Genomic DNA, 19,641 nt, shown 5'->3' on the forward strand with positions numbered 1-19,641 from the left:
CCGTCCCTGCTTCCCGCCGCCCGGCAGAGACCATGTCTGCCGGGCGACGGTGCGGGGCAGCGGGACGCCTGGGCCTCCGGCTCACTCCCCCGCGCCGGTGCGTGCCCCGGTCCGGGGGGCGGGTGCGGCGGCGGACGCCGGCCTGCGCCGGCCCGTGAGGTCCTGTTTCGACATCCAGCTGGCGACCTGGACCCGTGACGTGCACGCCAGCTTGCGCATGATCTTGCGCACGTGGTTCACGGCGGTCCACTCGGCGATGCCGAGCCGACGGGCGATCTCCCGGTTGGTGAGGCCGTTCGCGACCAGCTCGGCCACCTCCCGTTCCCTCGGCGTCAGCGGGTTGCCGGCCCCGCTGCCCGCGTCGCGCTCGGGCTCCGCGTGGTCCAGGTCGGTCAGCACGGCGGCGACGGCGGCGTGCGGTTCGGACCGCCGCCCCACATCACCCATCTCCGCGGCGTCCTCGTCGCCCAGGCGTACCCGGGTGAGGGCGGCGACGGCGTCCACCTCCATGCGCAGCAGGGCCGGAGCGACACAGCCGGTGGCGGCCCGGATGCCCGCCGCCGCCCCCAGGGCACGTGCCGCCCGGCGCCAGGTCTCCATCGACTGGCCCCGGCACCGGGTGAGCAGGATCGTGAACTTCTCCAGACCGAGGGCACACAGCGCCAGATGCCTCAGCTCGGCGATGTCCGTGAGGGCGGACCGGTACAGGTCGACGGCCCCGTCCTGGTCGCCCAGGGCGAAGGCCACGTCGCCCAGGACGAGGCGGGTGAGCGCGACGTTGCGGACGTCCCGGCGCTGCTCGAAGACCTCCAGCGCGTCCTGGGCCAGTCGGCGCGCGCCCGACGCGTCGCCCTCGGCGCGGCGTACCTCCGCCAGGTTGCGCAGTGCCGCGGCGTGTTCGGCCGTGCCGTGGCCGGAGGCGACCGCCACGCATTCCTCGAGGCGGCGGTCGGCCTCGACGAGGTCGCCTCGCTGCAGGGCGACGAGTCCGGCCCTGCGCATGCAGGCGGCCACGCCGGCTTCGTCCTCCAAGTCCCCGAACGCCGCCCGGGCCCTGCGCAGGCAGTCCTCGGCGGCGGTCGTCTCGGAGGCGTTGAGCAGGAGTTCGCCGAGCGCGAGCAGCGCCTTGGCCTGCTGCGCCAGGGTGAGGGCGCTCATGTCGTCCACCCCGGCGCGCAGCCGCGTGATGCCCTCGTGAATCGCGCCCCGCGCCTGCCAGTACTGGTGCAGACCCGACGCGATCCTGACGACGCCTGCCTGGTCGCCCGCTTCCGTGAGGAAGCGCAGCGCGCTCCTGAGGTCCTCCCGCCAGTAGTCGACCTGGATCAGCCACCGGCTCTGATCGGCGCCGTGCAGCCCGCTCTCGGCGCTTTCGGCCAGGTCGGCGCAGAACGCGGCGTGCGCGGCGAGGATCTCGTCGAGCTCCCCCAGCGCGCGGGCCTCCTCCAGAAGGAACTGCCGGGTGAGACCCAGCATGGAGATGATGAGCTCGCCGTCGGAGCACTCGTCGGTGTGCAGCAGGCTCTTGTCGACGAACATCTCCAGCAGACGCTGGAGTTCCGTGACGCCGCCCTGCCACATGGCCTGGGCGGTGGGCAGGTCGAAGGCGCGGTGGAAGGCGGCGAGCCGCCTCAGCACGGCGCGTTCGCGCCTGTCGAGCGCGTCGAGCTGCCGCTCGATCGCCGTGCGGATGCCGCGATGCCGGGACAGGGTGTCGAACTCGCTGCCGGACAGGGCGTCGAGACTGTGTTCCAGCTCGTCCGCGAGCCGTTGCGGCGAGAGCATCTTCATGCGGGACGCGGCGAACTCGATCGCCGTCGGGAGGCCGTCGGTACGCCGGCACAGCCGGACGACGGCCGCGCGGTTGTGCTCGGTCAGCACGAAGTTGGGGCGGCTGACCGCTGTGCGGTCGATGAACAGTTTCACCGACGGGATCTCCCGCAGCTCCTTCAGCTCCAGTTCCTGGCCGGCCGGGGGCAGGGGCAGCGGACCGACGCGGAGGAGTACCTCGCCGTAGACGCCGAGCCGCTCGTTCCCCGTCATCAGGACTGTGAGCCGGGGGCAGTCGTTGATCAGCCGGGTGACGACCGGCACGAGCGCCGCGCGCATCCGGTCGCAGCCGTCCAGGAAGAGCAGGCAGCGGCGGGCGTGGAAGAAGTCGCGCAGGAGTGTGCGTGGGGGGTGGCCCGCGTCGGTGTCCAGGCCCACGGCCTGCGCGAGCACGGCATCGGGATCCTGGCCGGGGCGGACGTCGCTCAGGTCCACGACCCGTGCGCCGTCCTCGAAGGAGCCGGCGACGTCTGCGTAGGCCGCCGCGGCGAGCCTGCTCTTGCCCACGCCGGCCGGGCCGGTGACGGTGACGACGCGCCCGGCCGGCCTGCCGAGGAGTCCGCGCAGTTCGGCCAGTTCCTCGTCCCGGCCCACCAGGCAGCGGGTGGCGACGGTGAGCACCCCCGGTCCGTCGGAGCTGAGTTCGTCGCTGATGGTGCTCTGACTGATCGGGTACATGGGCAGCCCCCCAGGGATCAACGGACACACGTGATGAATCGATCCCGCTTGCTTCCGGTCAGGCCCGGGGGCGGTCCGGCGGCGGCTTTGCGCACCGGGCACCGCGACCGTGCGGGCGGGAAGATGCGGGCCTATCGACGACGCGGTCGTGGACGGGGGCCACGGCGCCTCGTGGACAGCTGACGGAAGGTCGGCTTCGTGCGGCGGCGAGGACGGAACGGGCCTTGGCCCGGCAGGCGTGGGCTCGCCCCGGAGGCGTCCGCTCTCCGCCGGTGTGCGGCCTCCACCGACACCACGTGCAAGCGGTCACCCCCGTTCCGCCCCGATCGGGACAGTGCCACGGTAGTTCAATCAAGCATCTGAGCGAATTGATCCAGCCAGCGCGGTGGTCAGCGGCACGCGCTCGTCGAGGAAGCGGCGCTCCCCCCGGCCCGGCCGGTCCCCCGGTGGACCTGCGTCTTCGACGCCGTGCGGCGCTCAGCTCGCCCCGGGGCGCGAGGCCGGCCCGGCGAACCGGACGAGGCCGGATGGCGCAAAACCCGCCTGCTCGGCCGCTGAGAATGTCAACTCCGCCAGGGCGGGGACGGGCCGCCGTGCGCCGCCGTACCGCTTCTGGCTCCACACGGCACGACGGCCCGCGGGGAGCCCGCGGACCGTCATGAAACAGGGGGAGGCATGGAGTTCAGGACGGCGTGACGATCACCGGACCCGACTCGTCCACGGACTCGCCACGCTCCTCGGCGATGCGCAGCGCCTCCTCCACCAGCGTCTCCACGATGAGCGCCTCCGGTACGGTCTTGATCACCTCGCCCTTCACGAAGATCTGTCCCTTGCCGTTGCCGGACGCCACGCCGAGGTCGGCCTCCCGCGCCTCACCGGGACCGTTCACCACACAGCCCATGACGGCGACCCGCAGCGCCGCGGGGAAGCCCTCCAGCGCGGCGGAGACCTTCTCCGCCAGGGTGTGCACGTCCACCTGGGCCCGCCCGCACGAGGGGCAGGAGACGATGTCCAGACCGCGCTCGCGCAGGGCCAGCGCCTCCAGGATCTGCGTACCGACCTTGACCTCCTCCACCGGCGGCGCCGACAGCGAGACCCGGATGGTGTCTCCGATCCCCTCGGACAGCAAGGCCCCGAACGCCGCGGCGGACTTCACCGTGCCCTGGAAGGCCGGGCCGGCCTCGGTCACGCCGAGGTGCAGGGGATAGTCGCAGCGCTGCGCGAGCAGCCGGTACGCGGCGATCATCACCACGGGGTCGTTGTGCTTGACCGAGATCTTGATGTCGCGGAAGCCGTGCTCCTCGAACAGGGAGCACTCCCACAGCGCCGACTCGACCAGCGCCTCCGGCGTCGCCCTGCCGTACTTCTCCAGCAGGCGCCGGTCGAGGGAACCGGCGTTGACGCCGATCCGGATGGGAATCCGCGCGTTCGCCGCCTCCTTGGCGATCTCCCCGACCTTGTCGTCGAACTTCTTGATGTTGCCCGGGTTGACGCGTACGGCGGCGCAGCCCGCGTCGATGGCCGCGAACACGTACTTGGGCTGGAAGTGGATGTCGGCGATGACGGGGATCGGCGACTTCCTCGCGATGGTGGGCAGCGCCTGCACGTCGTCGGCCGAGGGGACCGCGACCCGGACGATCTGGCAGCCGGCCGCGTTCAGTTCGGCGATCTGCTGCAGGGTGGAGTTGACGTCCGCGGTGAGGGTCGTCGTCATCGACTGCACCGACACCGGGGCGTCCCCGCCCACCGGTACCGCGCCCACCATGATCTGGCGGGACCTGCGCCGCTGGGCCAGCGGCGGCAGCGCCGCCTCCGGCCGCACCGTGGGTATTCCGAGACCGACCGTCGTCACCGTGTCTCCCCTCCCCGATCCCTGTTGATGAAGCGGGATATCTCCTGCTCGAAGCCGGTGTCCTCGTCGCCGATCCGGTCCTCCACCGGATCGCTGATCTCCTCGACCACGGCCCTCGCGATGTCCTGCGCGGTCAGGCCGCAGCCGGACAGCACCTCGGTACGGCTGCCGTGCTGGAGGAACCGCCGCGGGATGCCGAACTCCCGCAGCGGCGTGCGCAGCCCTTCGTCACGCAGGAACTGGGCGACGGTGGAACCGACGCCACCGGTACGGCTGTTGTCCTCGACGGTGATGGCGAGGCGGTGCCTGCGCGCCATGTCGGCGAGCGTCGGGTTGACCGGCGTCACCCAGCGCGGGTCGACCACCGTCGCGCCGATGCCCTGCGCCCACAGCACCTCGGCCACCTGCAACGCCACCCTGGCCAGTGCACCCACCGACACGATCAGCACGTCGAGCGGCCCGGCCCGGTGCAGTACGTCGGTGCCGGCGAACGTCATCTTCGCGGGTATGTCCTCGCCCGTCGGTCCCTTGGGGAACCGCACGAGGGTCGGCCCCTCCGCCCATTCGACGGCCTCCTCCAGCAGCTCCGCCAGCCGGGCGCCGTCCCGTGGGGCGGCGATCCGCAGCCCGGGTACCACCTGCAGGACCGACATGTCCCACATGCCGTTGTGGCTGGGGCCGTCGTCACCGGTGACGCCGGAGCGGTCGAGGACGAAGGTCACGGCCCTGCGGTGCAGCGCCACGTCCATCAGCACCTGGTCGAACGCCCGGTTGACGAAGGTGGAGTAGATGGCGACGACCGGGTGCACGCCGCCGAGCGACATGCCGGCGGCCATGGTGACCGCGTGCTGTTCGGCGATGCCCACGTCGACGACCCGCTTCGGGAAGCGCTCCTGCATCGGCAGCAGCCCCGTCGGCTCCAGCATCGCCGCGGTGACCGCCACGACGTCCGGACGGCGTTCGGCGATACGCACGAGTTCGCGCCCGAACACGGAGGTGAACGACGGCCCGGCCGAGCCCTTCAGCGGCCGTCCGGTCCCGGGGTCCATCGGCTTGATGGCGTGACCCCGGTCCAGCTCGTTCTGTTCCGTGAGCGCGAAGCCGCGGCCCTTCTCGGTCACCGCGTGCACCACCACGGGCCTGCGCAGCTCCCGTCCACGGCGCAGTACGTCCTGGAGCGCGGCCACGTCGTGGCCGTCGACCGGCCCCAGATAGGCCAGCCCCAGTTGCTCGAACAGGCCGGGCCCCGGCTGCCCTGCGCGCAGCTCCCCCAGGTGGTCGGCGAACCCGCCCTGGGTGAGCGCGTAGGAGCGCTGGTTGTCGTTGAGCACGATGACCAGCGGACGGTCCGGGCCGCCCGCGATGTTGTTCAGTGCCTCCCACGCCATGCCGCCGGTCATGGCCCCGTCGCCGATGACGGCGACCACGGCGCGGTCGGTGCGGCCCTGGTGCGCGTCGGCGCGCGCCAGGCCGTCGGCGTAGGATAGCGCCGTGGAGGCGTGCGAGTTCTCCACCAGGTCGTGCTCGGACTCGGCCGGGTTCGGATAGCCCGACAGGCCGCCCTCCTGGCGCAGCCGGTCGAACGCGGCCGCCCGGCCGGTGACGATCTTGTGGACGTACGACTGATGGCCCGTGTCCCACAGCAGCCGGTCGCGGGGCGAGTCGAAGACGCTGTGCAGGGCGAGGGTCAGCTCCACGACACCCAGGTTGGGGCCGAGGTGTCCGCCGCTCACGCAGACCCGTTCGACGAGGAAGGCACGGATCTCCGCGGCGAGGGTGTCCAGTTCCTCCGGGCTCATCCCCCGTAGGCATTCCGGCCCGTGCAGGCTCTCCAGCAATGACATGCGATCACCGGTTCCGATAGGCGACTTCGAGGGCCATCTCGCTCAGCTCGTCCCGCCACACCGGTTCGATCGCGGCCTGGTCGAGGGCCGCGCCGGCGCGTTCCACGAGTGCGTCGATGCGCTCCTCGATACGGGTCTTGCTCTCGCCGAGCAGGCCGAGCAGCGCGGCGGTGTCCCATTCGCGGCGGTTGACCAGACGGCGCACCTGCTGGTCGCGCTCCGCGGCCTCGGCCAGCAGCAGCGTCATCTTGTGCTGCTCCAGGTCCAGTCCGACCGGCTTGCCGGCCACCGTGCTGTCGCCGAACGCGCCGATGAGGTCGTCGCGCAGCTGGAAGGCGAGCCCGAGGCACTCGCCGTACTCCTCGAAGGCGGGCGTCAGGTCGGGCCGTCCGGCGAGCGCGGCCCCCAGGAGCAGGGGGCGCGTGATGCTGTAGCGCCCGGACTTGCAGATCGCTATCCACCGGGACAGCTCGGGCGCGATCACGCCCTCGGCGGCCACGGCGACGTCCAGGTGCTGACCGATCTGGATCTCGGTGACCATCTCGCCCCAGACGTCACGTGCGGCCGGCGGCAGGTCACGGGTGAGGCGGTCGGCGTACAGCATGGCCAGGACCCCGGAGATCAGCGCCACGCCCTCGCCGTAGCGGCGCGACTCCCCCCGCCAGCCACGCTCCGCGTGGACGGTGGCGTGCCGCACGTGGGCGGTGGGGGCGCCACGCCGGACGTCGGAGGCGTCGAGCACGTCGTCGTGCAGGAGCGCACCGGTGTGGATCAGTTCGATGCCGGAAGCGGCGTCCGCCACCACCGGATCCCCGGGGTCACCTCCCCCGGCCAGGTACCCGGTCACGCAGAAGGCGGGGCGCAGCCGCTTGCCGCCCGCGTCGACCAGGGAGGTCACCGTGTCCACGGGTACCGCGCCCCGTGCGTCCACACCGCTCCAGCGCGCCCGTTCGTCCGCGAGGAGCTCCCCCAGACGTCGCTCGGCCCTGCGCAGCACCTCGGAGCGGGCGCTTCGCACCTCGAGCCGGTCTGTCACCGCGGTCGTCATCAATTGCTCCCTCTCTCCTGTCCGGCCGGTCAGCCGGCCTTCGCCGTCTCGATGAGGTGCGTCGGTGGATGAAAGACCACGTCCTCCTGTGCCACCTGTTCGATCTCGATATCGCGGTACCCGAAATCCGCAAGCCTTTCCAGAACCTGGTCGACGAGGATCTCGGGGGCGCTGGCCCCGGCGCTCAGGCCGATCACCGAAACGCCGTCGAGCCAGTTCTCGTCGAATTCGGTGACATCCGGCACCAGATGGGCGGGGATCCCGAACCGCTGCGCCACCTCCACCATCCGCAGTGAGTTGCTGGAGTTCCGGGATCCGACCACCAGCACCAGGTCGGACCGCGGCGCGACCTCCTTGACGGCGTCCTGCCGGTTCTGGCTCGCGAAACAGATGTCGTCGGTGCCGGGGCCCCGCAGGTCCGTGAAGCGGCGGCGCAGCACCTCGATGATGTCCCGCGTCTCGTCCACCGACAGGGTCGTCTGCGTGAGGTAGGCCACCGGCGCGTCGGCCGGCAGGTCGAGAGCCTCCGCGTCCTGAACCGTCTCGACGATCACCGTCCGGTCGGGCGCGTGCCCGAAGGTGCCCTCGACCTCCTCGTGCCCGGCGTGCCCGACCAGCAGCAGCGTGCGCTCCTCCCGGGCGAACCGCTTGGCCTCCTGGTGAACCTTGGAGACCAGCGGGCAGGTCGCGTCGATCACGTCGAGCCGGCGCGCCTGCGCGTTGCGCCGCACCTCGGGTGAGACGCCGTGCGCGGAGAACACGCACACCGCGCCTTCGGGCACCTCCTCCTCGGAGTCCACGAACCGCACACCGCGCTGCTCCAGCTGGCGGACCACGTAGTGGTTGTGCACGATTTCCTTGCGCACGTAGAGCGGGGTGCCATGGCGTTCCAGGGCGAGCTCGATAATCGATATGGCACGCCGCACACCGGCGCAGAAACTGCGCGGTTCAGCGAGGATGACCTTCTTCTTGCGTCCCATTTTCACCCGTCTCCGCTGCGTTGTTCAACTCCCGCCCACGACTGTGCTGTTCAGATGCGTCACCGGTCAACCACATGACTCCGCTCGGGCTCGAAACAGTCATGTACAGCGGGCGTCCCAACCGCTGAACCTTGCTAGGCCCTTGTCATTCAGCAGGGCGACCTCCGATTCCTACTGTGGAGCGGACAGCACGGCGTGAATTCATCGGCCCGCACCGCGCCAATTCGACGGGATTCCAGGGCGCGAATCGAGTGGACCGCACGGCGTGAAACAAACCCACCGAGGAGTCACATGAGTGCTGCGCTCATTCAGCCCGAAGGGGTGCTCGGGGACACGCTCGAGGACCTGTGCACGGAGCTCTTCGCGACACTGCGCCGCAGCGATCAGAGGCGTCGCGGCATGGAGTACGTCCAGGGGCTGCTCTCCACCCGCGGCCGCAAGTCGATCCGGAACATGGCGGCCCTGAAGGGCAGCAGCACCGGCCAGAGCCTGCACCACTTCATCTGCAGCTCCACCTGGGACTGGATCCCGGTACGCCGGGCCCTGGCCGAGTACCTGGTCCGCCTGGCGCCGCCGCAGGCCCATGTCGTGCGCCTCCTGACGATCCCCAAGGTGGGACGCCACTCGGTCGGTGTCAGCCGGTACTTCTCGGTCGACGAGGGCCAGGCGCTCAACGCCCAGCGCGCGGTCGGGGTCTGGGGCATCTCGGACACCGTGACGGCCCCGCTCAACTGGCGGCTGTATCTGCCCCAGGTCTGGATCAAGGACGGCCTGCGCCGCAACCAGGCCTCCATCCCGTACGAGGCCGAACCCGAAACGCTCGGCGACTGCGCCCTGACGGCCTGCCGGGAGAGCCTGTCCGCCTGGGGGCTGCCGCCCCAGCCGGTGGTGGTCGACATCGAGGAGTCCGACCCGGTCGCCACGGTCCGCGGCCTGCGTGCCCTGGGGTTCCCCGCTCTCGCCAGGGTGCACGGCGAACTGCCGCTCACGGTGCACGACCCCGCGCTGACCGGGCACGGCTCACACCAGCTGACCGCTCCGGAGATCATGCAGGCGGCGCGGGCCCAGTTCCGGCCCATGGCCCGCTTCGAGACCGTCTCGCGCACGCTGCCGGCGGTCCGCAGGACCGCCCTGGTCGCGGCGGTCGGGGTGCGCGAACCGGGGGCGGGGCCGGGCGGGGCACCGCTTTCGCTGGTCGGCGTCGGCGCGCCCGGCCGTCGCGGGCCGGCCGAACTGTGGCTGACCGACCATCCGCAGCCGGCCGCCGCGGTCCTCCGCTTCAGCGACTGCGCCCGGCGCGTCGACCGGGACTTCGACGAGGTGACCTCCCAGGTCGGCATCCGCGACTACGTGGGCCGGTCCTACAGCGGCTGGCACCGGCACACCACTCTCGCCTCCGCCGCGCACACCGTGTCCGTACTCGCCGCGGCCGCCGCCTCCCAGGCGCGACAGGCCTCTTGACGCACCGGAGGACTCAGTGGACCGCGACCTGTCGGACATCCGATCGCATCCGGCGCGTCAGCAGCCGGACTGGGAGAACGACCCGCGCCTGGCGAAGGTGCGCGACGAACTGGCCGCCCGTCCGGCCCTCGTCGGCATGCGGGAGGTACTGCGCCTGCGCGCGGCCCTGGCCCGGGTGGCCTCCGGGGACGCTCACGTGGTCGTGGCCGGCGACTGCGCGGAGGACCCGGCGGAGTGCACGAGCGGCGACGTCGCCCGCAAGGCGGGCCTCCTCGACGTGCTCGCGGGAACCCTGAGGATGGTGACCCACAGGCCGGTGATCCGTGTCGGCCGGATCGCGGGCCAGTTCGCCAAACCGCGCTCCGGGCCGACCGAGCGCATCGGCGGCAGGGAACTGCCGGTCTTCCGGGGCCACCTGGTCAACGGGCCCGAGCCCGACGCCCGTGTGCCCGACCCCACCCGCATGCTGGCCGGGTACGACGCGGCAGCCGCGGCCATGGAGCACCTGCGGGCCGGCGGGCCGGACGGCGCGGGCCTCGACGCGCCGATGTGGACCAGCCACGAGGCGCTGCTCCTCGACTACGAGATCCCCCTGGTCCGACGGGACGAGGGGGGCCGCCACCTGCTGGGCTCGACCCACTGGCCGTGGATCGGTGAGCGCACCCGCCAGCCGGAAGGCGCGCATGTCGCCCTGCTCGCCGCCGTGGTCAATCCCGTGGCCTGCAAGGTCGGCCCCGGTTGCACGGAGGCGGAACTGCTGGACCTGTGCGCCCGCCTGGACCCGCACCGCGAGCCCGGACGGCTCACCCTGGTGGCGCGGATGGGGGCCGGCGCGGTCGCGCGGCGCCTGCCCCGCCTGGTGGAGGCCGTGCGGGAGGCGGGCCATCCGGTCTGCTGGCTGACCGACCCCATGCACGGCAACACCGTCGTCACACCGGACGGGCTCAAGACCCGCTTCGTGGAGACCATGGTCGCGGAGATCCAGCAGTTCCAGGAGTCGGTGCGCGCCGAGGGCGGGGTGGCCGGCGGCCTGCACCTGGAGACCACCCCGGACGCCGTCACCGAGTGCGTGCTCAACGGCACGTTCGTCGACGGGGTGGCCAAGAAGTACACGAGCCTGTGCGACCCGCGCCTGAATCCCGAGCAGGCGACGGCGGTCACGGCGGCGTGGCGGGGGTGACGCGCCCGGCCCGCAACGGCGCGGTCAGCGCAGGTCGTCGAGTCTGAAGTGGAACGCCGCGACGCGCATCCGGCGCGCGTGGTAGAAGCGGTGTGCGGCGTGGTTGGTGACGCCCGAGTCGAGTTCGACGGCGGCACAGCCCGCGGCGCGCGCCCGCTCGACGAGGACGTCGTAGAGGTGGGCCCCGATGCCGGTGGACCTGCGGGCGGTGTCGGTGACCAGGTCCTCGACGAGGAGGATCCTGCCCCGGCTGGTGGTCAGGGTGCGGTGGGTCGCGACGGCCACGCATCCGCCGCCGGCGGTGTACGCGGCGGTGAACACCAGCCCCTGCGCGTGCGCCTCGGCGGCGAAGCGGTCGAATGCCTGCGCGGTCAGCCCGGGGCGCAGTGTGCGGATGAGCGGGCCGACATCGGCCCGCATGCGGCGGGTACCCGGTGCGATGTCCCGGGTGCGCGGCCGGTCACCGGCAGGGCGCGCCACGCCCCTCACGGCCGCGGCATCCAGGGGACGCCGTCCCAGAAGGCCAGCTGACCGTACTTGCCCGTCATCGCGGTCCCGGCGATGCGCGCCCCTCCCAGGACGAGGGTGCTCGGCCGGTCCGGGGCGAAGGCCGGCCACGGTGGCAGGCCCGGCGCCTCGGGCCGCGAGGTCCACGCGAAGCGCGCCACGACGTCCATGAACGCCTGCGCCACCTTCCGCTCGACGGGGCCGTCGCCGAACTTCGCGACGTGCTGCGGCAGCCCGTGGGTGCCGAAGAGGAACTTCGAGTCCGAGGTGTGGGGCGTGCCGAAGTAGGGCGGCCGCACCGGATGGCTGAACTCCATCGCGTAGAGCGGCGTCCGGCCGAGGCGGGCGTGCCGCTCGGCGAGCCGCACGATGCCGTGCCGGAACAGCACGTCGCCCCAGACCTCCGTCCACAGCGACAGCGGGTCGTGTGCGCGGCGGTCGGCGTGCGCGGCCTCGCGGTACGCCTCGACGCACGCGCGGGCCAGGCCGTCGGGACCGCCGACCGCCTCCTCCCCCGCGGTGTACAGCAGGACCTCGCGGACCGCGTGGCGCAGCGACGCCTCGTCGTCCGGGGCGGGGGCGGGCTGCGGCGAGCCCGGCCCGGTGTAGAAGGAGCCTTCGGTGCGGGTGTGCACCGAGAGCACCGGCACCTGCGGGGTGGGCAGTTCGTGGTCGAAGCCGCGCATCCACCGGCCGTCGAGGACCGGTCCCCGGTACCAGCGTCCGGTCGTGACGGGCCGGTCCGCGGGCCGGCCGGCGAAGAAGTCCGCGCCGGCGTCCCGCAGCGCCGCGGCCGGTACCGCGCGCAGGCCGGGCACGGTGGTGCCCAGGCGGCGCGCCAGGATGGCGTACACGCGACGCGCGTCGTCGGGGGTCAGCGACGTGGTCGGGGCCGTCACATGGCAGGCGCTGATGGGGATGATCCGGCGGATCGTGTCCCGCATCCCGGGCAGCAGCGACAGCTGCCAGGCCGAGGCCCCGCCCGCCGACGTCCCGCACACGGTGATGTTGTCCGGGTCTCCCCCGAAGGCAGCGGCGTTCTCCCGCACCCAGTGCAGCAGGGCGATCTGGTCCTGGAGTCCCCAGTTGGCGCACGAGCCGGTGCGTTCGTCCCAGAACGCCTCGTGCAGACCGAACCCGAACGGGCCGAGGCGGTAGTTGAAGGTCACGACGACCAGGTCGCCGCGGGCGGCGAGCCGTGACCCGTCGTAGGTGGGATCGCCGCCCGAGCCCTTCTGCCAGCCTCCGCCGTGGATGTAGACCAGCACCGGGCGACGGCCTTCCACGGCGGGTGTCCACACGTTGGCGTACAGGCAGTCCTCGGTGCCGCCCGGGTCTGCCGGCTGGCAGGCCGCCGGCGCGGGGCGGACCGCGTCGCGGACCCCGGTGAAGGGCCGCGGGGGACGCGGGGAGGCGAACCGCAGGGCTCCCACGGGCGGTTCGGCGTAGGGGACGCCCCGGAACGCGGTGACCTCGCCGAGGCGTTGCCCGGCGAGGACTCCGGTGGCGATACGCGTGTGGACCCGGCCGGGCTCCGTGGCACTCACTCCGCTGCGCCTCCTGTCTCCGTTTCCAGGGCCGGCGCCGGGCGGGACGGTGGTCGCGAGGTGGGTCATACGCGGGTACTCCCTGAGGGTCGGCGGTTCGCCGCCCCATGCTGAGCCCCGGCGGGTGTGCCACCAACGCCGCCCGCCGTGATCCGTCAAGTCCCGCGGCGTGCCGCCCAGGACCTGACAGAGAGGGCGTTCGGCGTTGGCGGGCGTCCTCGGCGGTGTGTCGTCCTTGGCCCATGCGTGCTGCCTACGTCGAGGAGCTCGGCCCCCCGGAGAGGATCCGGTTCGGCGAGTTCCCCACTCCCGAGCCCGGTCCCACCGACGTCCTGGTCGACGTCATCGCGACCACGGTCAACCCCGTGGACACCTTCGTCCGCAAGGGAGTGTTCCCCACTCCCCTTCCGTTCCCCTTCGTCGTCGGCCGGGACATGGTCGGCAGGGTCGTCCGGGCCGGTCCGGGCGCACCCGGCTTCGGCGTGGACGACCTGGTGTGGTCCAACAGCCTGGGCCACGAGGGCCGGCAGGGTGCGGCGGCCGAGCGGGTGGTGGTGCCCGCGGACCGGCTCTACCGCCTCCCCCAGGGCGTCGACCCCGCGGACGCGGTGGCGGTGGCGCACCCCGCGGGCACGGCGCACCTCGCGCTGTTCACCCATGGCAAGGTCCGGCCGGGCGAGACGGTCTTCGTGGGAGGCGCGGCCGGCAACGTCGGCAGTGCCCTGGTCACCATGGCCGTCGACGCCGGGGCCCGGGTCGTCGCGTCGTGCGGTCCGCGCGACGCGGAGTACTGCCGGGCCCTGGGCGCGGCGGAGGTCGTCGACTACCACGAGCCCGACCTCGCGGCCACGGTCGCGGACCGTGCCGGAGGCGGGGTCGACCTGCACATCGACACGTTCGGCGACCACGACCTGGACGCCGCGGTCGAGATGCTGGCGCCACGGGGACGGATCGTGCTGCTCGCCGGGGTGCGGTCCCGGCCGCAACTGCCGGCGGGGCCCTTCTTCATGAAGGACGCCTCGGTCCTGGGCTTCGTCATCTCCCACGCCTCCACCGACGAACTGGCGCGGGCGGCGGTCTCCATCAACCGGCTGCTCACCGAGAAGCGGCTGCGTCCCCGTGCCACGCAGACGCTGCCCCTCAGCGCCACCCGCGAGGCCCACATCCGCATGGAACAGGGCGAACTGCACGGCAGACGACTGGTTCTGCTCACGAATACCGAGGAAGAGGAAGCCTCATCATGACCGATCAACCGACTCGTCCGTTGGCCGAGGGCCGTTCGGCGATCTTCGAGGTGCGTGCCGAGACGGTGGTCTCCGCGCCGCCGGAGGTGGTGTACGACACCGTCAGCGACCTCGGTCGCAGCGGCGAGTGGAGCCCCGAGTGCAAGGGCGGCACCTGGGTCGAGGGGGAGCCGGGGACGGTGGGCGCCGTCTTCCGCGGCGACAACGTACGCGGCACGGACGTCGTCTCCTGGGCGCCCGTGATCCGTGGTCCGTGGACCACGGAGTCCGAGGTGATCGAGGCCGAGCCCGGCCGGGTGTTCCGCTGGTCGATCCTCACCGGCGACCGGCGACGGCAGGACAGCGTCTGGTCGTTCGAGATCGCTCCGGAGGCGGAGGGCGCGAGCCGGGTCGTGCACCACTTCCGGCTCGGCAAGCTCACCGAAGGACTGGCGAAGATCATCTCCGGCCTGCCGGAGGACCGGCAGCGGCAGTTCGTGACCGAGTGGAACGACAAGCTGGCCGGGGACGTCACCGCCACCCTGGACCGGATCAAGGTCGTCATCGAGAAGGCGGCCGGGAAGTAGCCCGGGCCCGCGCCCGGCGTGACGCCGATGCCCGTGGCCCCCGCGTCCGACACCCGGACGCGGGGGCCACGGCACGTCGTCACGCCGGCGTCGCGGGGCGGGCGCCGAGGTGCTCACGGTCGTGCGCGGTGCCCAGCTCCGCCTCGTCGGGGCCGGCCGGCACGATCCGGGTCGGGTTGATGCCCGGCATCCCGTAGTAGTAGCTGCGCTTGATGTGGGCGAAGTCGACGGTCTGCGCGAAGCCAGGCGTCTGGTACAGGTCGCGGGTGTACCCCCACAGCGCCGGGCAGTCCCTGACGCGCCGGAGGTTGCACTTGAACAGCCCGTGGTAGACGGCGTCGAAACGGATCAGGGTGGGCCAGAGCCGGAGGTCGGCCACGGTGACCGTGTCGCCGACCAGGTAGCGGCGGGTGCTCAGCCGTTCCTCCAGCAGGTCGAGGCAGGCGAACAGCCGGGACACCGCCTGCTCGTAGCTCTGCTGCGAGGGCGCGAAACCCGCCCGGTAGACACCGTCGTTGAGGTCCGCGTGCATCTGCTCGGACAGGGCCTCGATCTCGTCGCGCAGGTGTGCCGGATACAGGTCGGGCGCGCCCGCCCGGTGTTCGGGGCGCCATTGCGTGGCGAAGTCGAGGAGAAGCTGGTCGAAGTCGTTGCTGACGACCCGGCCGGACGGGATGTCCACCAGGGCGGGGACCGTGACACCGCCGGTGTAGCCGGGTTCCGTGGCGAGGTAGGCCTCGCGCAGCGCGTGGATGCCGAGGACGGGGTCCACCCCGTCCGGGCTTCCGGTCTCCTCGCTGAACACCCAGTGGTGGTCGCCGCCGATCAGTTCACGGACCGGGTCCGTCTCGGCCAGCTGCACGGCGCCGTCCAGGCCGAGCAGCCGCCGGGCGAGGACCACGCGATGGGACCAGGGGCAGCCGCGGTTGACGACCAGCCGGTAGCGGCCGGGTTCCGCCGGCCAGCCCTCCGCGCCGTCCGCCCGCACCCGGGCCCTGAAGTGCTGGGGCGCACGGGTGTGTTCGCGCGTGGGGATCTCGTCCGCTCGCACGGGTTCTCCTCTCCTCGGTGGGTCCGCCCGGCGCGTCAGTGCGCCGCGGCGGAGAGCGCCGGCGTCGCGTTCAGCGCGGCCGCGACGCGGGCGACCCGCGCCCCGAGGTGGAAGGCGGTCCGGGCGTCGGCCCCGGACACCGCCTCGGGGCCGCGGTCGGTGTCCGTCTGGGCGCCGGCGCCGAGGGTGATGCCCAGCCGGTTCAGGTCGTGCACGGAGGCGGTGCTGGCGCTCCAGCCGGGCAGCAGGTCGAGATTGACCCAGTGCATGCCGTGCTGCGCGGCGAAGATCGAGAAGTACTGCAGGGTGTGCAGCTTGTCCCCGCTCATCGAGCCGGAGACGGTGAACCCCGCGGCCACCTTCCCCGTCCAGGCCCGCTTGGCCCAGCGGCCCGACGTCGACTCGGCGAAGACGTGGAAGGCCGCGGAGGCGGTGCCCAGGTAGGTGGGGGCGCCGAAGACGATGGCGTCCGCGGCGTCGAGGGTCCGCCACTGCTCGGCCGTGACGGTGTCCACGGGAATCTGCACGGCGGTGGCACCCGCCTCGGTCGCTCCGCCGCCCACGGCCTCGGCGAGCACGGCGGTGTGTCCCTGGCCGGAGTGGTAGGCGATGGCCACGGTCGTGGCGCTGATCATGGATTCTCCCTCCCGGGGACGGCGTTGCCCCGCATGCCGGTCACGGCCGGGCGAGCAGCACGTGGTCCAGCTCGGACTCCAGACGGTCCAGGTCTCCCTCGTGTCCGTGGGCGGCGATGTGGCCGTCCGGGCGGACCAGGTGGTAGTGGGCCCCCGGACAGGCGCCGAAGGGCGCGAGCTCGCGCCGGTGCAGCGGCAGCACCAGCAGCCGCCCGCGGTGCGCCGCGAGCCGCTCGATCTCCTTCACCCACGGGCCGCGTCCGCCGGGCACGACGGCCACCACGGTCCACCGCGCGGGGTCCGCCGCCGGGCCGCTCATGCCGTACGACAGCGCGAGGTTCCGGGGGAAGACCGATCCGACGCGCAGCCCGCCGGGGAACCTGGCGCGCGGCGCGCACCGCAGGCGGCGCGCCGGCAGCTGGGTGTCCCGTACGACTTCGTAGGCGAGCCTTCGGCCCGCGAGGACGGGCGCGTAGAACCGTGTGACGGCGCCCGTGCGGTCGGCCAGCCGGAACAAGGCGTCGCGGGTGACCACCTTCGCCCGGTTCCCCGCCATCCAGGCACGGGTCTGCATGTCCGTGTCGCGCACGATGCGGCGGGTGATGTGGATGCGCTCGGCACCGTAGTCGCGCAGCAGCGAGGACGGCGAGTCTCCGTGGATCACCGCGGCGAGTTTCCAGGCCAGGTTGTGGGCGTCCTGCAGGCCGTTGTTCATCCCCTGGCCCCCGGCGGGGCTGTGCACGTGCGCCGCGTCGCCCATGAGGAAGATCCGGCCGCGCTGGAAGTCGGTGGCGCGCCGGGCGTGCACCCGGAAGACCGTCTGCCAGACCGGGTCGGTCAGCCTGATGCCCCGCGGGCCGCGCTCGTCGACCAGCTTCTGCATCATCTCGACGCCGGCGTCCTGTCCCGCGCTCGGCAGCACACACAGGAAACGGAACACGCCGTCCGGCATGGGCACGATGACGAGCGTGCCCGAGGGGGCCTGGTAGTAGCGGATCTCCCCGGGCGGCAGTTCCCCCTCGATGTGCGTGTCGACCAGGGCGAACGCCATCTCGTACGTGCTGCCCTCGAAGCCGGTGCCCAGCTGGCCGCGCACCGCGCTGCCCGCTCCGTCGGCGCCGATCAGGAAGGGGACACGGACGCGTTCGACGACGCCGTCCTGGTGTTCGAGGACGGCGGTGACCCCGTCGGTGGCGTCGACGCGCCCGGAGTAGTCGACATCGTCGACGGCGAGCAGCCGTACGCCGCGTTCGGCCTTGCCGCCCAGCGCGTGGAAGCGCTCGGTCAGAAGCCGTTCGGTCTCGTACTGCGGCAGGCTGCGGGCCGCGTACTCGGCGGGGATGGCGAAGGAGGCGAGCGGACGGCGGTCGGAGAAGTAGCTCCACGCGTCGATCCGGACGGACGCCGCGCGCAGGCCGTCCCCCACGCCCAGGTCGTCGAGGATGTCGACGGCCCGGGGCCACAGCGACAGCGCCTTGGGGACCCTCGGCGGCCGCGGATCCCGGTCGACGACGCGGACCGTGACACCGCGGCGCAGCAGTTCGCAGGCGGCGAGCAGCCCGGTGGGCCCGGCGCCCACGACGAGGACGTCCACATCGGTGCGCGACCCGGCCGTGTCCCTCCCGGCACTCATGCGGCACGCTCCCGCTGCTCGCGGAGCCGGCGGGCGAGTTCGATGCGCTGCACCTTCATGGTCGCGGTGCGCGGCAGTTCGCTCAGCGGCATCTGGACGGGGTCGACGAGCTGGGGGAAGTCGGCCACGGCGGTGCGCCAGCGTTCCCGGTCCAGCGGCTCGCCGTGCCGGGTGCACACGACGGGGAGCGGCTCCTTGTCGGGACCGGGCACGAGGACGAGTTCGGAGAGCTCCTCCAGGCGTCCGAGGACGGTGTCCTCCACCTCGAGGGTGCTGTCGATGCCGGGGATGACGTCGACCTCGCGGTCCAGGAGGTGGACGCAGCCGAGGGGGGTGCGGTAGCCGACGTCGCCGGTGCGCCACCAGGATCCGTGGCACTCCTTGGCGTAGCGCTCCTCCTCGGCGTGGTAGGTGACCGCGCGCCCCTCGCTCTGCACCTCGATGAGGCCGGGGTTCTTCCTGCTGGGGCGTGTGCCGTCGCGGCCGACGATCCGCACCCGGGTCATGCCGGGGATGGTGAAGCCCAGGCAGCGCCCGTCGGCCTTGTGGACGTTCTTCCTCGTGTACCAGCGGCCCACCAGGGGCCCGCACTCGCTCTGCCCGTAGAACTGGAAGAACAGCGGGCTGTCGCGCCGCGACGCGCCGAGCAGCTTGCGCATGGTCGGCGGGTGGAGGGCGTCGAACGTGCCGCTGAAGTACTTCACGTTGGACAACGGGCCACGCGGATCGCCGGCCAGCTCCTCCCACTCCATGAAGGAGTTGGGGTGCGTCTCCAGGAAACCCGGCCGGGTGCGGGCGAACACGTCGGCGGCGTGCCCGGCGGAGCCGTCGTTCAGGACCACCACCGGCATGCCCTTGGGCAGGGCGACGGCGAGCGCCATGTACATCCGGGAGTGGACGTAGGAGAGGTGGACGGCGTACGTCTCCCGGGTGCGGATGAGGGAGGCGAGACCCGTCTGGGGGCGCAGCCGGCCCTGCAGCGAGCGGGCGGTGTGCACCACCAGCTTGGGCACACCGGTGGTACCGGAGGTGTGGGTCATCAGGGCCGGGTGGTCGGCGTGCAGCCGGACCGGTGCGCGGCGCGGGGCGCCGGCGAGGTCCGCGAGGCTGACACCGCGCCGGACTCCCTCGCCGACGGTGACGACCTGGCCGGCCAGCTCGTCGAGGGGCAGGCCGTCGAGGTCCGCGCCCAGCTTGTCGTCGTCGGTGATCAGGTGCGGCCGGCCGAGGCGGCGCAGGAGAGCGCCGACGGTGGCGCCGTCCAGGGCCGGGGACAGCAGCGCCGGCACCGCGCCGATGCGGGCTGCCGCGCACGCCAGCAGATAGATGTCGAAGTTCTGTGCCTTGTACAGGGCGACGTGCTCGCTGGGGCGGATGCCCGCCGCCCACAGCCTGGCCGCCAGGTCGTCGACGTGGTCGGCGAGTTCCGCGAGCGTGAAGTGGCGCGGGACCTTGGGCAGGGCGTGCAGGTCGTGGTCGAGGGTGATGGGGGTCTCGGGGTGACCGGCCGCGGCCTGCTGGGGGACGTTCCCCAGATACAGGCCGTGGCGCGGCGCCGGGGTGCGGAACATCGCTGACGTCTCCT

At 72.6% G+C, this 19,641-nt stretch carries 15 protein-coding genes; 4 read left to right on the forward strand and 11 right to left on the reverse strand.

From position 1 onward, the window contains the following. Positions 1–81: 81 nt before the first annotated feature. The 5 genes from ACGF8A_RS24580 to ispH all read right to left on the reverse strand — a co-directional run bounded on the left by ACGF8A_RS24580 (position 82) and on the right by ispH (position 8,232). The gene (locus ACGF8A_RS24580) at positions 82–2,508 is read right to left on the reverse strand and encodes an ATP-binding protein (RefSeq protein ID WP_393111619.1); all 2,427 of its coding nucleotides are present in this window, start codon (positions 2,506–2,508) and stop codon (positions 82–84) included. Positions 2,509–3,190: 682 nt separating this feature from the next. Next, positions 3,191–4,360: a flavodoxin-dependent (E)-4-hydroxy-3-methylbut-2-enyl-diphosphate synthase gene (ispG, locus tag ACGF8A_RS24585; protein WP_393111621.1), complete on the reverse strand. Its 1,170-nt coding sequence runs from the start codon at positions 4,358–4,360 to the stop codon at positions 3,191–3,193. After that, complete coding sequence (locus tag ACGF8A_RS24590) at positions 4,357–6,204, reverse strand: 1-deoxy-D-xylulose-5-phosphate synthase (RefSeq protein ID WP_393111623.1); 1,848 nt, start codon at positions 6,202–6,204, stop codon at positions 4,357–4,359. Before ACGF8A_RS24590 ends, ispG begins: the two co-directional genes overlap by 4 nt. Before the next feature lie 4 nt (positions 6,205–6,208). After that, positions 6,209–7,252 (reverse strand): polyprenyl synthetase family protein, encoded by a 1,044-nt coding sequence (locus ACGF8A_RS24595; protein ID WP_393111625.1) that lies wholly within the window; start codon positions 7,250–7,252, stop codon positions 6,209–6,211. Between the two features lie 29 nt (positions 7,253–7,281). Then, positions 7,282–8,232, reverse strand: coding sequence for a 4-hydroxy-3-methylbut-2-enyl diphosphate reductase (gene ispH / locus ACGF8A_RS24600; RefSeq protein WP_393111628.1), 951 nt, complete (start codon positions 8,230–8,232; stop codon positions 7,282–7,284). A gap of 291 nt (positions 8,233–8,523) precedes the next feature. Between ispH and ACGF8A_RS24605 the strand changes: the two genes are divergently transcribed. After that, on the forward strand, positions 8,524–9,693 hold the full coding sequence (locus tag ACGF8A_RS24605) for an IS701 family transposase (protein ID WP_393111630.1): 1,170 nt from the start codon (positions 8,524–8,526) through the stop codon (positions 9,691–9,693). A gap of 16 nt (positions 9,694–9,709) precedes the next feature. Next, entirely contained in the window at positions 9,710–10,873 is a 1,164-nt protein-coding gene (locus ACGF8A_RS24610; RefSeq protein WP_393111632.1) for a 3-deoxy-7-phosphoheptulonate synthase, read from the forward strand. Between the two features lie 24 nt (positions 10,874–10,897). Here the strand turns inward: ACGF8A_RS24610 and ACGF8A_RS24615 are convergent, their stop codons facing one another. After that, positions 10,898–11,293: a GNAT family N-acetyltransferase gene (locus ACGF8A_RS24615; RefSeq protein WP_393111634.1), complete on the reverse strand. Its 396-nt coding sequence runs from the start codon at positions 11,291–11,293 to the stop codon at positions 10,898–10,900. Positions 11,294–11,358: 65 nt separating this feature from the next. Further along, positions 11,359–12,927: a carboxylesterase/lipase family protein gene (locus ACGF8A_RS24620; protein ID WP_393111636.1), complete on the reverse strand. Its 1,569-nt coding sequence runs from the start codon at positions 12,925–12,927 to the stop codon at positions 11,359–11,361. A 242-nt stretch (positions 12,928–13,169) separates the two neighbouring features. Here ACGF8A_RS24620 and ACGF8A_RS24625 point away from each other — a divergent pair, with 242 nt between their 5' ends. Together ACGF8A_RS24625 and ACGF8A_RS24630 are read left to right on the forward strand one after the other, a co-directional pair. Continuing rightward, positions 13,170–14,171, forward strand: a complete 1,002-nt coding sequence (locus ACGF8A_RS24625) for an NADPH:quinone reductase (RefSeq protein WP_393111638.1) — start codon at positions 13,170–13,172, stop codon at positions 14,169–14,171. After that, a complete protein-coding gene (locus tag ACGF8A_RS24630) occupies positions 14,168–14,737 on the forward strand; it encodes an SRPBCC family protein (RefSeq protein ID WP_393111640.1) in 570 nt (189 codons plus the stop codon). Before ACGF8A_RS24625 ends, ACGF8A_RS24630 begins: the two co-directional genes overlap by 4 nt. A 79-nt stretch (positions 14,738–14,816) precedes the next feature. Here ACGF8A_RS24630 and ACGF8A_RS24635 read toward each other — a convergent pair whose 3' ends face one another. The 4 genes from ACGF8A_RS24635 to ACGF8A_RS24650 are packed head-to-tail and all read right to left on the reverse strand — an operon-like array spanning position 14,817 to position 19,627. Beyond that, positions 14,817–15,788, reverse strand: coding sequence for a glutathione S-transferase family protein (locus tag ACGF8A_RS24635; RefSeq protein WP_393111642.1), 972 nt, complete (start codon positions 15,786–15,788; stop codon positions 14,817–14,819). Positions 15,789–15,823: 35 nt separating this feature from the next. Beyond that, positions 15,824–16,423: a flavodoxin family protein gene (locus tag ACGF8A_RS24640; RefSeq protein ID WP_393111644.1), complete on the reverse strand. Its 600-nt coding sequence runs from the start codon at positions 16,421–16,423 to the stop codon at positions 15,824–15,826. 40 nt (positions 16,424–16,463) lie between these two features. Then, entirely contained in the window at positions 16,464–18,056 is a 1,593-nt protein-coding gene (locus tag ACGF8A_RS24645; RefSeq protein ID WP_393111646.1) for an FAD-dependent monooxygenase, read from the reverse strand. Next, positions 18,053–19,627, reverse strand: a complete 1,575-nt coding sequence (locus ACGF8A_RS24650) for a class I adenylate-forming enzyme family protein (RefSeq protein ID WP_393111648.1) — start codon at positions 19,625–19,627, stop codon at positions 18,053–18,055. Before ACGF8A_RS24650 ends, ACGF8A_RS24645 begins: the two co-directional genes overlap by 4 nt. Between the last annotated feature and the right edge of the window lie 14 nt (positions 19,628–19,641).

Origin of the sequence: Streptomyces sp. NPDC047706, assembly GCF_043204795.1 — a bacterium.
Classification (GTDB): domain Bacteria; phylum Actinomycetota; class Actinomycetes; order Streptomycetales; family Streptomycetaceae; genus Streptomyces.

What these genes read in the sequence shown, in the direction of transcription:
- ACGF8A_RS24625 (WP_393111638.1), top strand. Translation starts at nt 13,170, where the DNA reads ATGCGTGCTGCCTACGTCGAGGAGCTCGGCCCCCCGGAGAGGATCCGG.
- ACGF8A_RS24590 (WP_393111623.1), bottom strand. Translation starts at nt 6,204, where the DNA reads ATGTCATTGCTGGAGAGCCTGCACGGGCCGGAATGCCTACGGGGGATG.
- ACGF8A_RS24580 (WP_393111619.1), bottom strand. Translation starts at nt 2,508, where the DNA reads ATGTACCCGATCAGTCAGAGCACCATCAGCGACGAACTCAGCTCCGAC.
- ACGF8A_RS24615 (WP_393111634.1), bottom strand. Translation starts at nt 11,293, where the DNA reads ATGCGGGCCGATGTCGGCCCGCTCATCCGCACACTGCGCCCCGGGCTG.
- ACGF8A_RS24605 (WP_393111630.1), top strand. Translation starts at nt 8,524, where the DNA reads ATGAGTGCTGCGCTCATTCAGCCCGAAGGGGTGCTCGGGGACACGCTC.
- ACGF8A_RS24640 (WP_393111644.1), bottom strand. Translation starts at nt 16,423, where the DNA reads ATGATCAGCGCCACGACCGTGGCCATCGCCTACCACTCCGGCCAGGGA.
- ACGF8A_RS24630 (WP_393111640.1), top strand. Translation starts at nt 14,168, where the DNA reads ATGACCGATCAACCGACTCGTCCGTTGGCCGAGGGCCGTTCGGCGATC.
- ispH (WP_393111628.1), bottom strand. Translation starts at nt 8,232, where the DNA reads ATGGGACGCAAGAAGAAGGTCATCCTCGCTGAACCGCGCAGTTTCTGC.
- ACGF8A_RS24645 (WP_393111646.1), bottom strand. Translation starts at nt 18,056, where the DNA reads ATGAGTGCCGGGAGGGACACGGCCGGGTCGCGCACCGATGTGGACGTC.
- ACGF8A_RS24650 (WP_393111648.1), bottom strand. Translation starts at nt 19,627, where the DNA reads ATGTTCCGCACCCCGGCGCCGCGCCACGGCCTGTATCTGGGGAACGTC.
- ACGF8A_RS24595 (WP_393111625.1), bottom strand. Translation starts at nt 7,252, where the DNA reads ATGACGACCGCGGTGACAGACCGGCTCGAGGTGCGAAGCGCCCGCTCC.